At 65.5% G+C, this 12713-nt stretch carries 12 protein-coding genes; 6 read left to right on the forward strand and 6 right to left on the reverse strand.

Translation table 11 applies throughout. The features are described 5' to 3' along the window. Positions 1 to 169 precede the first annotated feature (169 nt). The 3 genes from AC1MGR_RS09950 (at position 170) to AC1MGR_RS09960 (ending at position 2417) form a co-directional block, all read left to right on the forward strand. Positions 170 to 1021 carry an outer membrane protein gene (locus AC1MGR_RS09950; protein ID WP_480234477.1) on the forward strand — a complete coding sequence of 284 codons (852 nt, stop codon included), beginning with the start codon at positions 170 to 172 and terminating at the stop codon, positions 1019 to 1021. Between the two features lie 150 nt (positions 1022 to 1171). Beyond that, positions 1172 to 2101, forward strand: coding sequence for an outer membrane protein (locus tag AC1MGR_RS09955; RefSeq protein WP_480234478.1), 930 nt, complete (start codon positions 1172 to 1174; stop codon positions 2099 to 2101). A 76-nt stretch (positions 2102 to 2177) separates the two neighbouring features. Then, the gene (locus AC1MGR_RS09960; protein ID WP_480234479.1) at positions 2178 to 2417 is read left to right on the forward strand and encodes a hypothetical protein; all 240 of its coding nucleotides are present in this window, start codon (positions 2178 to 2180) and stop codon (positions 2415 to 2417) included. 4 nt (positions 2418 to 2421) lie between these two features. On the opposite strand, the gene AC1MGR_RS09965 is transcribed toward AC1MGR_RS09960, so the two are convergent. Continuing rightward, positions 2422 to 2970, reverse strand: a complete 549-nt coding sequence (locus AC1MGR_RS09965; protein WP_055950293.1) for an HNH endonuclease — start codon at positions 2968 to 2970, stop codon at positions 2422 to 2424. 293 nt (positions 2971 to 3263) lie between these two features. Further along, complete coding sequence (locus AC1MGR_RS09970) at positions 3264 to 3548, reverse strand: hypothetical protein (protein ID WP_480234935.1); 285 nt, start codon at positions 3546 to 3548, stop codon at positions 3264 to 3266. On the opposite strand from AC1MGR_RS09970, the gene AC1MGR_RS09975 reads away from it, so the two are divergent. Together AC1MGR_RS09975 and AC1MGR_RS09980 are read left to right on the forward strand one after the other, a co-directional pair. Next, on the forward strand, positions 3547 to 6216 hold the full coding sequence (locus AC1MGR_RS09975) for a DUF3772 domain-containing protein (RefSeq protein ID WP_480234762.1): 2670 nt from the start codon (positions 3547 to 3549) through the stop codon (positions 6214 to 6216). The two genes, AC1MGR_RS09970 and AC1MGR_RS09975, sit on opposite strands and share 2 nt — an antisense overlap. Before the next feature lie 60 nt (positions 6217 to 6276). Beyond that, positions 6277 to 6747 (forward strand): CAP domain-containing protein, encoded by a 471-nt coding sequence (locus tag AC1MGR_RS09980; protein WP_480234480.1) that lies wholly within the window; start codon positions 6277 to 6279, stop codon positions 6745 to 6747. A 168-nt stretch (positions 6748 to 6915) separates the two neighbouring features. Here AC1MGR_RS09980 and AC1MGR_RS09985 read toward each other — a convergent pair whose 3' ends face one another. Next, positions 6916 to 7749, reverse strand: coding sequence for an OmpA/MotB family protein (locus AC1MGR_RS09985; RefSeq protein WP_108038715.1), 834 nt, complete (start codon positions 7747 to 7749; stop codon positions 6916 to 6918). 33 nt (positions 7750 to 7782) lie between these two features. Beyond that, positions 7783 to 8556 (reverse strand): motility protein A, encoded by a 774-nt coding sequence (locus AC1MGR_RS09990; protein ID WP_055950305.1) that lies wholly within the window; start codon positions 8554 to 8556, stop codon positions 7783 to 7785. A 237-nt stretch (positions 8557 to 8793) separates the two neighbouring features. Here AC1MGR_RS09990 and AC1MGR_RS09995 point away from each other — a divergent pair, with 237 nt between their 5' ends. Then, entirely contained in the window at positions 8794 to 10569 is a 1776-nt protein-coding gene (locus AC1MGR_RS09995; protein ID WP_480234481.1) for a glucan ABC transporter ATP-binding protein/ permease, read from the forward strand. A gap of 173 nt (positions 10570 to 10742) precedes the next feature. Here AC1MGR_RS09995 and AC1MGR_RS10000 read toward each other — a convergent pair whose 3' ends face one another. Together AC1MGR_RS10000 and AC1MGR_RS10005 are read right to left on the reverse strand one after the other, a co-directional pair. Further along, entirely contained in the window at positions 10743 to 11564 is an 822-nt protein-coding gene (locus AC1MGR_RS10000; RefSeq protein ID WP_480234482.1) for a transglutaminase-like domain-containing protein, read from the reverse strand. A 130-nt stretch (positions 11565 to 11694) separates the two neighbouring features. After that, positions 11695 to 12579 carry a YihY/virulence factor BrkB family protein gene (locus AC1MGR_RS10005; RefSeq protein ID WP_108038721.1) on the reverse strand — a complete coding sequence of 295 codons (885 nt, stop codon included), beginning with the start codon at positions 12577 to 12579 and terminating at the stop codon, positions 11695 to 11697. Between the last annotated feature and the right edge of the window lie 134 nt (positions 12580 to 12713).

Raw genomic sequence — 12713 nt, forward strand, 5'->3', positions numbered from 1 at the left:
GGCCATCTTTCATTCTTGAGCGACAGCGAAGATGGGTGAAACTCTATCATGGCAAGATGTTAGGGTTAAGACCGCACTAATATTTCCAGGCCAGACTGCGTTCGACCGTGATCCGAAAGGGCTGATTAGGACCTTGATCGCGTCGTGTCCTTTAGTGTCCGAGAGCGTCATGGCCGCATCCAGATTTCTTACCGTCACGGCCGTCGGAATGGTGTTCGCCGCCCAAGGTCAGATGGCACTCGTCCAGGCGGCAGATCTCCAGCCACTGATGTTGCGATCGGCGCCGGTGGCCATCGGAGAGGGATGGTACCTCCGGGTCGACGCCACGGCCAGCGATTATGCGCGTCCACGTGATGCAACGCCTGCTCCCTCAGATGGAAGCCCTCTCGTTCCCCTCACGCGCCTAAGTCTCGATACGGCTCCCGGCTACGGCGGTGGCGTCGGTTACCGGATTACCGATTGGCTCCGCGTCGACGCGACAATCGATCAGCGCACCCCGTCGCGCTACAGCGCCTACTCATCGGGCTCCGGGTTCGTCACAGGGTACAACATCGAGGCTGGGCAACTCGACATCCTAACCGGATTGGTGAACGTCTACGCCGATCTCGGAACCTGGTGGGGAGTGACACCCTATATCGGCGGAGGCATCGGCTTTGCGGACACGCGCTTCGCCAAAGCCTACACGCAAACGACCTGCATCCTGGAATTCTGTGACAACAATCCCGGTACCGGTTTGCGCGACGCGGTGCGTCGGCCGAGCCGTTCGGTCACGTCCCTGGCCTGGGCCTTGACGGGCGGTGTTGCCTACGAGATCGGCGGCGGCCTGAGCCTCGACACCAGCTACCGCTACGTCGATCTCGGTCGCGCGAAGACGGGGCTCGACACCTTCGGATTCGACTCGCGTTTAAAAGATCTCGCCTCGCACGAGGTCCGTGTTGGCCTCCGCTATAGCTTCGCCGGCGGTCTGGGGCGTCTTCCCACTCTCACCAGCCCCAACTGGACCCGAAACCCCTACGAATAGGCCGTGACGCATATCGCGGCGCCGCACCTGAAGGACACGGCGCTGCTCAGCATCACGCAGATCAACGGATCATTAAGGTTACCCAAGTAAAACCAAAGCTACAGGCTCGGCCATCCGACCCATCGGTCTGACGCCTTGAGGACGATATCAATGCGTACCGTGACCCTCGCGCTCCTGGCCGGCTTTGCACTCGGCGTCACTGCCCCGGCGCAGGGCGCGGATTTGGATTATGGCGTTCTCCGCGGCGCTGACTACGAGCCCGAGGTCCAAGTCATCGACTGGAACGGCGTCTATTTTGGTGGGCATGGTGGATACACCTCTGCGTCCCTCAACCAGAACAACGTGTTCCAGAAAATGCTCGCCGAAGAGTTCAGGGTGCGCGACATCGAAAGCCAATTCAACGTCTCAACCTTTCTCACCGCGCCTTCGGCCCGCGCAGACGGGGCCAGCTACGGTGCTTTCGCCGGCTTCAACTATCAGTTCGATGAGGTCGTAGTGGGAATCGAGGCTGACTACACACGCTTCAACAAAGCAGGCCAAGTCAGCAACAGTATCAGTCGCATCATGACGACGACCGGCGGCATGACCGAAGTTGTCAACTTGGCAGGCCTGTCCTCCACGAAGATCGAGGATTATGGCACCATCCGTGCCCGCGGTGGCTGGGCGTTCGGGAGGTTCCTGCCTTTCGTGACGGCCGGACTCGCGATCGGCCGTGCAGAGGTTACCGATAAGGTCGCCATCCAAAACTATGGTTACAACTCTCAGACCTACACGTCGAACTTGACCGCGACAGCACCCGCCTACGTCGCACGCCATGATTACGCGAGCTTCAATCCCGCTTATCCCGGAAATTACTCGTCGCCGAACGGAGAAGTTCAGACCGCTCCGAATGCGCCCTACACCATCGGCAAAACCACGGTGAAGACCGTCGGCGGCCTGGCGCTCGGAGGCGGTTTGGAATTTGCCGTAACCGAAAACATTCTGGTTCGCGGCGAGTACCAATATGTTCAGTTCAACGATTTTGACGGACACAAGGTCAACCTGAACACGGTCCGCGGCGGTGCGGCAGTGAAATTCTGACAGCCGTTAACAGGACGCTCGTCTTTAACAGTCTAACATCGCCGCCGGCAGACAGACCGCCGCCGGGAGTTCGTTGATGCGCCGCCTCGCCCTCATCGTTTGCGCCGTGGCCGTGTCCATTGGCAGCCCAGTTCACGCGGGCGGGGAGCCCACTCCAGCTTACCGGCGTCTGCTTCTCCCGCCGCACATCGCCTATCGCGATCCGACCTACGTCGCTCCGCGGCATCCGGTCGTGCTCATTCCGATCCGCCGTGTGCCGCGCTCGCTCGCTCTCCCGCTCTACAACGAACCGCCGCCGCGCTTTCAAGCACTCTGACCCGTCAGGTCTCCAGCTCGGTATCCCAGTAGAGATAGTCGAGCCAGGTGTGGTGATACTCCCGATGGTCGAACTCCGGCTGCCGGCGGTGCAGTTCGTGCCGGGTCGGCCGGTGCGGCTCGTGGAGCAGCGGCATGTCCGCCTCCGCCGGGGTGCGATTGGCCTTGCGCAGGTTGCAGGGGGAACAGGCCGCGACGACGTTCTCCCAGCTCGACAGGCCGCCGCGCGATCGGGGCACCACGTGGTCGAACGTCAGGCCACCCGCCGGGAGGCGTAGGCCGCAATACTGACAGGAGAACGTGTCGCGCAGGTAGATGTTGTAACGTGTGAAGGCCGGGCTTCGCGCCAGCGTCACGTAGCTCTTCAGGGCAACGACGCTCGGCACACGCAGGGAGCGAGAGGGAGACCGAGCCTCGACGTCGTAGCTGGCCACGAGCGTGACCCGATCGAGGAACAACGCGGTGAACGCGTCCTTCCAGCACCACAGCGAGAGCGGATTATAGGAGAGCGGCCGGTAATCCGCATTCAGAACGAGCGTTTGAAGATCCAGCATCGGCGCTACCCTCTCGACGGGTCAACGGAGGGACAACGCGCAGCTATCGGCCGGCGCGTCATCCCAGGTTGGTCAAAGATCAAACATCTCCGCATCCCGGTGCGTCGTGGCGCAGGCAGGGATGGGGTCGGTGGCCAGCCGCTCCAGGGGCGCCGACGAGGGGCGGGGAAGCCGGTCATTGGCCAAAAGCCGTCGCATCGGGCGGAAACGCCCGGTTCGTGGCGACGCTCATCGGCGCAGATGGTCGTCGCCACCTCCTCGCACAGGAACGAAAAGGCCAAGTCCATCGGGATTTAGTCTAATATCAGCGTGACACGCTTGTGAAGGTCACCCCCGCTTTCCACGAGGTCGCGCCCACAGTTCAACATCCCGCCCCCGCTGGCTGCTCGAATTCGGCGCATCGTCAGCCTTTCGCCCCATTGCTCGGCGATAGGGCGGTCCCCGGTCGCTCCCCGTCCTTCCGAGTCGCGCAGGTTCTTCCCGCCCGGTTCGGGCATGCGGGTTGCCAGTGGCCCGACGAGGCCAGGCGCGATGGCGCGCCAGAACCGCGCGATGGCGCGGCGCGAAAGGATCATCATGGGCGGTATCCCGAGAGGCCAGACGACCCGAGGCACCCGAATGGCGGCCCTGGTCGCCGCTTGCCTGGGTGTTCTCGTCCTGGCTCCCGCGGGCGCAATCGGGCAGGGCGCGCCCGCGGCGGCGCCTGCAGCGGGCCCGAAGACCGCCCCGGCTCCTGCGCCGGCGGCCGCCGCAGACGGGAAGCCAGCTCCCAAAGCGGCGGTACCGAAGCCAGCGGTGTCGGAGCAGATCCAGAACGTTCGCGATCAGCTCGACAGTGCCAAGGCCGATCTCGAGCAGCGCGAAAAAATTCTGACCGGACCGAATGTCGGAAGCGGCGACCTGACCCGCGCCCGCGAAGGCATCGAAGCCATCGCGGACAAGATTCGTCACGTCATCGACATCACTACTCCGCGCCTCGAGGCGGCCCGCGAGCGGCTGACACAGCTCGGTCCGAAGCCGAAGGAAGGTGAGGAGGGCGAGGACGTGGCGCGCGAGCGGACGGAGCGCGAGCACGCAGTCGCGGAAATCGACGAAACCCAGCGCCTTGCCCGCTCTCTCCTGGTTCAGAGCGACCAGATCGTCGACCAGGTCTCGAACCGCCGACGCGCAGCCTTCACCCGCGGCCTGTTCGAACGCTCGACCGCCCTCGTTAGTCCCGATCTGTGGATGCGGATTGGAGCCGACATCCCACGGGACATCCGCGCGCTGCAGAGCGCCGTGGAGGATACGGCGGCCCTGTTCGCTCGCAACGGCACCATCGGAAACCTGCTACTGCTCGGAATCGCCTTCGGTATCTCGATCGCCTTGTATTTCGGCCGCCGCAACATTGCGCCGCGCCTCGGGCGGCGGGATGCCAAGGCGGTCGATCCCTCGCAGCGCCGGAAGCTCCTGGCCGCCTGGCGTGTGTTCCTCCTCGGCACCATCCCGGCCTTCATCGGCAGCTACGCGGTCTATTACGCCCTCGACGCCACCGATCTCCTGCCCCTGCGCCTGTTGCCGGTGGCAGGCGCCATCCTGGGCGGCCTCGCCTTCATTGCCTTCGTTGAAGCCCTGGCCGACGCGCTGCTCTCACCCGACAAGCCATCCTGGCGCGTTGCGACCATGAGCGACGCCGCCGCTGCCCGGGTAACCCGCCTGGCGGTCGGCATCGCCATCGTCATCACGGTGGTCAAGTCGATCGAGGCGCTGAACTCCGGCATCTCGGCGGCATTGCCCATCTCCATCGCCACCCGCGGCATCGGCGCGCTCGCGACGGCGCTCATCCTCGCCATCGGGCTGCACCGCTTCGCGGACACGGCGGAGCAGGAGGAAGCGTGCTTCGGCCCGTACGTGGCGCCGGAGGCGACCACCGGGATCGGCGGCCCAGCGCGGCTCCTCGGCTGGGTGGCGGCCGTGGTCATCGCCATCGCCCCCCTCGTCGGTTACGTGGCCTTCGCGGCCTTCGTCATCGACCAGCTCGTCTGGACGGCAGGGCTCTTCGTCCTGCTGTTCCTGCTGATCTCCAGCGCCGACACCTTCATCGGTGGGACGCTCGGCGACGACACCAAGATCGCCACCGCGCTCCAGGCAAACACCGGCCTGCGCAAGCGCTCGATCAACCAGATCGCCGTGCTGGCGACAGGCCTCGCGCGGGTGGTTCTGGTCCTCGTGGCCGCACTGCTTGCCCTGGCGCCCTGGGGCCTCGACTCGACCGACGTGTTCAGCTCGGTCCGCAGTGCCTTCTTCGGCTTCAAGGTCGGCGACGTCACGATCTCGCTCTCGACGATCGTACTCGCCATCGGCCTTCTGCTCCTCGGCATGGCGGTGACGCGGGCGATCCAGCGCTGGCTCGAACAGACCTACCTGCCGGCCACCGACCTCGATGCCGGCCTGCGCAATTCGATCTCGACGATCGCGGGCTATATCGGCTTTCTGCTCACTCTAGCGCTGGCCTTCTCCTACCTGGGCCTGAGTCTGGAGAAGCTCACCATCGTGGCCGGTGCCCTCTCGGTCGGTATCGGTTTCGGTCTCCAATCCATCGTCAACAACTTCGTCTCCGGCCTGCTACTTCTCTGGGAACGTCCGATCCGCGTCGGTGATCAGGTCCTGATCGGGGACAGCGAAGGCATCGTGAAGCGCATCTCGGTGCGTTCCACCGAGATCCAGACCTTCGATCGCTCGGCCGTGATCGTCCCGAACTCGAACCTGATCTCCGGGATCGTCAAGAACCGGGTCCGCGGCGATCGGACCGGCCGCGTCAGCATCACGGTCAGCGTCCTGCGCAACCAGGACCCCGTGCACGCGGCCGAGCTCCTGATGGGTTGCGCCCAGGCTCAACCGGACGTGCTCAAGGAACCGCCGCCCCGCGTCGTCTTCCGCAAGATCGGAGATCCCTTCCTGGAGTTCGAGCTGATCGTCATGATCGTCGATGTCAGTCTCGGGCTGAAAGTGCAGAACGATTTGAACCTTACGGTCTTTCAGACCTTGTCGCAGGCTGGAATGATCCCCGCCCTCGGGCCGGGGTCCAGCGTGGTTACCGTTCAAGGCTTGGATTCCTTTCAGAGCGCCGTGGGGCAGATCGCCAGCGCATTCACCCAACCGCAACGCTCCGGAGACCAAACCTCGCCGCAGCGTGCCGAAGATCGGTTCGACGAGGCCGAGCCGATGCGCTCGGCGGAGGCGGCGCGGCGACGCGCGGGAAGCTGACAGGATACGTGGGGAGAACGGGGCGTGGGGCGGAGAACGGGACGGGGTTTCAGGGCCGGCATGATGGCCGGTGGTGTCGGGCTGCTCGCGGGCTGCGCCACCCCGGAGCCTGTGAATGCCACGCTTCCCAGCCTCTATTGGCCGATGGCGACACAGTCGGCGCAGGTCGATACGGCAACGGCGCGGGACATGATCTCGGCCTATCGTGCGCGAAATGGCACTGGGCCCCTGCGCCTCGATCCCGAGTTGCAGAAGCTTGCGGAAGCTGAGGCGGCTGCGATGGCTGCGGCCGATCGACCGAGCCGGGCCCAGACCGTCAAGAATGCAGTCGAGCGGCTCGGCTTCCAGTCAGCGGAGGCCAACCTGTCCGCTGGCTATCACACCCTGGCCGAGGCGTTCTCCGGGTGGCGTGACAGCCCGGCCCACAACGCGGCGATGCTTGCCCCCGGTGCGCAACGGATGGGCATCGCCACCGCGTACGCACCGGGCTCGAAATACAAGGTCTACTGGGCGCTCCTGTTGGCTCAGTAGCTGCGGCCATGAATGCCCTCTCCCCGGTGAGCAGTCGGCTGAAACTCCGGGCGCGTTTCCTGGGTCGCTACCCGGATGACATGTCCACATAGACCGTCCCCCGATCGATGACGCTCCCGATCCAGCCGGCCTTCGAGCGGGACACCGCGCGAGGCACATGCTCGATGTTCAAGGAAAATTCTTCATCCGCGGCGTCGGTGACGTTTCGCTGAGAAGGGTCACCGTCACCCGGCGGTTGGCCGGGAGGTACGGATTGTCCGGAAACAGCGGCTCCGTGTCGGCTTTCCCGGTCACGGCTGCGAAGCGGTCATCCGGGACGCCGCTGCCGGCCAGGATCTCGCGCACGCTGATCGCGCGGTTGGCTGAGAGCTCCCACGGCGGAGCGAGAGGGCGCGCTCCGGGTCGCTCCGTCGCGGTGTAGCCCGTGATGGCGATGCGATTGGGCATCTTGCGCAGGGTCCCGGCAACCCGCTCGAGAAGGCGTCGGGTACGGGCATTGGGTCGACTCGACCCATCGGGAAACATCGAGGCGCCATCCTGATCGACGATCGACACGTCGACCCCGCGTTGCGAGGGAGCGACGATGATGTTCTTCGACAGTTCGGCGACCTCGGGCATGTCTTGGAGCGCTTGGCGCAGGCTCGCAGCCGCGAGACCGGCACCGTCCGGGTAGCCCTTGTCCGGCATCCCCTCGTCGACATTGCCGTCGACGGCCGGCGGGGTCGTATGGTCGGAGGCGAGGTCGGGCGGGATGTCGCGCTTGTACTTGACCTTGTCGGCGTGAGCGAGGCCGTCCTTCTCGATGATGCCCGCGAAGCGCGACTCCTTGTTCACGCCGAAGGCGTCGCGCATGGAGCCGGCCACCGCCTGCATCTTCTTCTGGTCCTGGGTCGAATAGGCGGCGATCATGACGAAGAAGCTCATGAGAAGCGCCATCAGGTCGGCGAAGGTCACGAACCAGCCGTGGCCGCCATGCGCGCCGCCGCGCTTTTTCTTAGCCATCGGCGCCGTCGCGCCTGTGGGAAGCGCGCACCATCACGCCGGCTCGGCTACGAGTTCGTCACGGTGATTGTGCGGCAGGTATGCGATCAGCATCTCGCGCACCAGGGAGGAACTCTTGGCGTCGCGGATAAGAAGGATGCCGTCGATGATCAATGAGCGCGAAACGTCCTCCTCCTCGAGCTTCACGTGGAGTTTGTCGGCAAGCGGCAGGGTAATCATGTTGGCGATCAGCGCGCCGTAGAGGGTGGCAAGGAGGGCGGTCGCCATGGCCGGACCGAGCTTCGAGGGATCCGACATGTTGGCGAACATCGTCACCATGCCGAGGATCGTGCCGATCATGCCCCAGGCCGGGGCGCAGTCGCCGAAGGCGCGGTAGATCTTCGACCCCTCGTCGAGGTGCATCAGGAAGTTGTCGCGGTCCCTCTCCATCGTGTCGCGGATGAACTCGCGATCGTAGCCGTCCGCGATGTAGCGCGCGCCTTGAGCCAGGAAGGGGTCGGAGATCTCCATGTTCTCCAGGGCCATCGGGCCGGACTTCCGCACCACGTCGGCGATCTTGGTGATTTCCTCGATGAGGTCGCGCGGCTTGATGGCGCGCATCGAGAAGGCATAGCGCAGGCCCATCGGCAGGCCGTGCATCATCGTCGAGAAGGGAAAGCGCATCATCGTGGCGGCGGTGGCACCGCCAAAGATCACGATGACCGCGTGCTTGTCGAAATAAGCGGCGAAGTTGCCGCCGTCGATCATGATCAGGACGAAGACGACGCCGAAGCCGCCGACGAGGCCGATACCGGTTGCGAGATCCATGATCACTCGAGCCTGGGCGGCTGCCCGCATGCCGCGTTGGCACCGCAGGACGAGGCGCCGTCCCCACGATTACGGAATCAGGTTGAACGAACCGTAAAAACCCTGGCCAAACGCTGCGTGATCGCGTCATGCACCGTTCAGGGAGGCCACGACATAAGGCACGGAGCGCCAAGGGTTTGGCGGCCTCTGCCGGGAAGCGTCGTCGCAACCCGGTCCGGCATCGGAGCACACGGTAACATGTCGTTGGTTCGTCTCTACGTGCGAGTCATGGGTCTTCTGGGCACCGACCGCCGCTTGGCCGCCGTCCTGGCCTGCGCGAACGTGGCCCTGGCGGTCGCGGCCTTCGCCGAGCCGCTTCTGATGGGCCGCATCATCGACCAGCTCACGCATCTCAAGAGCAGCACCAACGCGTTCACGACGCTGGCGCCCCTGATCGGCGCCTGGGTGGCTTTCGGGCTGTTCACCATTGCCGCTGGCGTGACGATCGCGTTGCACGCGGACCGGCTTGCCCATCGCAACCGCCTGTCGGCCATGGCAAATTATTTCGAGCACGTGCTTGAGCTGCCGCTGGCGTTCCACTCCTCGAACCATTCGGGCCGTGTCCTGAAGGCGATGCTGGAGGGTTCGAACGGTATGTTCTGGCTCTGGCTCGGCTTCTTCCGCGACCACTTCGTGGCCTTCGTGTCGCTGATCGTTCTCCTGCCGATGACCCTGTTCGTGAACTGGCAGCTCGGCTCGATCCTGGTCGTGCTCGTTCTCGCCTTTACCGCCCTGACCACGATGGTCATGCGCCGTACCGAGACCCTTCAGGGTCGGGTCGAGGCCTATCAGTCGGGCTTGGCCGAGCACGCCTCGGATGCCCTGGGCAACGTTGCCGTCATCCAGTCCTTTACCCGCGCCAAGGCGGAGAAGGACGCGATGCACGATATCATCCGCAACCTGCTCGCCGCGCAGATCCCGGTCCTGTCCTGGTGGGCCCTCGCCAACGTCGCCACCCGCGCCTCCGCGACCCTGACCATGACGGCAATCTTCATCACCGGCATCGCCCTGCACCAGCACGGCCAGGCCAGTGTCGGCGAGGTCGTGGCCTTCATGAGCCTCGCGACCATGCTGGTCTCGCGCCTCGATCAGGTTGCGACCTGCATCAACGGCCTGTTCCAGCAGATGCCCAAGATCGACGAGTTCTTCGAGATCCTCGACACGACGCCGGCTGTCCATGACCGTCCGGGCGCCCAGCAGGTCGCACGCTTCGACGGTGAGGTCGCCTTCGACGCCGTTGGCTTCTCCTACAACGCCCGCCGGAAGGCCGTTGAGGATGTCTCCTTCACGGCCCGGGCTGGCGAGACCGTCGCCCTGGTCGGCACCACCGGTTCTGGCAAGTCGACCACCCTCGGCCTGCTGCACCGCGCCTTCGACCCGGACCACGGCGCCATCCGTATCGACGGCACCGATATCCGCGACATCGGCCTGTCGTCGCTGCGCCACAACATCGGTGTCGTGTTCCAGGAGCCGATGCTGTTCGCCCGCTCGATCCGCGAGAACCTGCAGGTCGGCCGCCCGGACGCCACCGATGCCGAGATGCTCGACGCCCTGGAGCGGGCTCAGGCCACCGAGTTCATGGCCCGCCAGGCGGACGGACTCGACACGGTGATCGGTGAGCGCGGACGGTCGCTCTCCGGCGGCGAGCGCCAGCGTCTCTCGATTGCCCGCGCGCTCCTCAAGAACCCGCCGGTGCTGATCCTCGACGAGGCCACTTCGGCCCTGGACGCGACCACGGAGCGCAAGCTTCAGGGCGCCCTGGAAGCTGTGATGGAGGGCCGCACGACCTTCGTCATCGCCCACCGTCTGGCGACGATCCGCAACGCCGACCGCATCCTCGTCTTCCACGAGGGCCGTATCGTCGAGTCCGGCAGTTTCGACGATCTTGTCGCGCAGAACGGACGCTTCGCCGACCTAGCCCGAGCCCAGTTCATGGCGAGCGCCGAGCCGGAGGGTATGCCGCTGGCAGCGTGATCCGCGCAGCGCATATCGATGACCGAAAGCCCTCGCCCGGTTCTCCGACGAGGGCTTTTTTCTGTCGCGGCAACGTCTTGGACGGGACCTTGGAAGTGATTCCTTCGCTCCGACCTTGCAGAGCGGACTGGCAGCCGGGGCTCGCCGGATGCCGTGACGTCAAGCGTTGGCCATCAATCCGTCGCCGCGGACGCCGCGTCTTCCGCCCAGACGCGGAACTTCGTCAGGCGGTTCGGCCCGAAGGTGTGGGTCAGGGGTACGTCTGCTGCGTCGCGCCCGCGCGCCACGAGGATCCGGCCCCGGCGAGGGGCGTTGTTGCGCGGATCGAAGACGTGCCAAGTGCCGCCGAGATAGACTTCCGTCCAGGCTGCGAAGTCGCCGGGGGCGTGCGGCTCGGGCTCGCCGATGAAGCTGAGATAGCCGGTGCAGTAGCGTGTCGGAATGTTCAGCGCCCGGCAGAAGGCGACGAACAGGTGCGCGTAGTCGCGGCACACGCCGCGCCGGCTCGCGAAGGCGTCGGCGGCGGTGCGATCCACATGGGCGTAGCCGTAGCCGAACGTGATGTGCTGGTGGACGTAGTCACAGATCGCCTGCACCCGCGACCAGCCCGGCGCGAGGTCGCCGAACAGCGTCCAGGCCTCGTTCGAGAGGAGGTCGGACTCGCAGTACCGGCTCGCCACGAGGAACGGCAGCGCCTCCTCCGGCAGATCTTCGACCGCGTGCTCCTCGGCCTCCGGCACCACAGGATCGAGCGCGCCGTCGTCCTCGACCTCGGCCTGCACGCTCAGGGTGAGGACACCCGCCGGGGCGACGAAACGCACGGTCCGGTTACCGAAGACATCGCGGAAGGTGCGGACCGGCAGTGGCGGATCGAGGGTGAGCACGTCCGGCGGTACGGCAGCCAAGCCGCTCGCCGAATAGGAATTCAGGCGGGCGATGACGGGCGTCGGCTGCGGGAAATCATAGCCCATCTCGCAACCGAACCTGATCCGCATCGAAGCTCCCCCGGGCCAGCCGCCGCGCCGCCTGCGCCCTCACTGCCCGTGCCTGAACCGGGACACTAGGCCGCCAGGGTCACAGGCGGATGTCATCGCGCGCCCTGCGCGCAGATGAAGCAGTGCAGGCTCAGAGCCCGCGGGCTCGGGCCTGCTTCTCCTGCATTCGCGCCTGAAGCCGCACGCGTCGCGCTGCAATGACGGTGCCATTGATCTCGCCGCCGAACAGGAACATCGCGGCGAGCCAGTACAGGAAGACAAGAAAGACCATCGCGGTGGCGAGGCCGCCATAGGTCGAGGCGTAGGCGTTGGAGAACCGGTCGAGGTAGTAGCCGAAGCCGAGGCCGGCCAGGAACCACAGCAGGAGCGTCACTGCGATGCCGGGCACCACCGCCAGAACCGAGCGGCGCCCGGTGGCGACGAACTTATGGGCGATCACCAGCACGGTGAGGAGCAGGAAGGCCGTGATGCCGATGCGGCCGATCGCGACGGTGAGGCTCAAGGGCTCGAGGCCGGGTGCCACGTTGATGACGCGGCGCCAGATCAGGGGCCCGAGCACCACCAGGAGGGCAAAGGCCAGCATCGCGAAGGCGCCGCAGACGACGTAGCCGATGGATTCGAGGCGCGTCAGCCACCAGGGACGCACCTCGCGCAGCCCGTAGGCCCGGTTCAACCCGACGCGCAGGCTCTCGACGCCGGACGAGGAGAAGTACAGCGCCAGCAATGCGCCAAGGGTGAGCACGCCGCCGCGTTGCTCGGTCAGGACCCTGTGCACCTCGTTGACGATGGGCTTGGCGACCTCGCGCGGCCAAGCATCGAAGATCAGGACGCTGGCCTCGTCGGCCAGCGACTTCGTGCCGAACAGACCAGCCAGGGCGGCGAGGAGGATGAGGAACGGGAACAGGGCGGTCAGGGTCGACAGGGCGATGTGGCTGGCGATGGCCCAGCCGTCATGGGCGACGAAGCGCTGCGCGGCGACGCCTGCGATCTCGAAAGGCTTGCGGAGACGTCTCACGGGGCGGGGGCTCGTCCTCGAACAGGGTAGGGGGCGGGCGTGTCTTCTAAACGCAACGCGGCCCTTTCGTGCAACGTCCCGTGCGCACGGCATCGCCTCGCCGTCTTGAAATCTCCGCGACCCTGTGATGCCTG

The sequence above is a fragment of the Methylobacterium sp. BI1 genome (assembly GCF_056680125.1).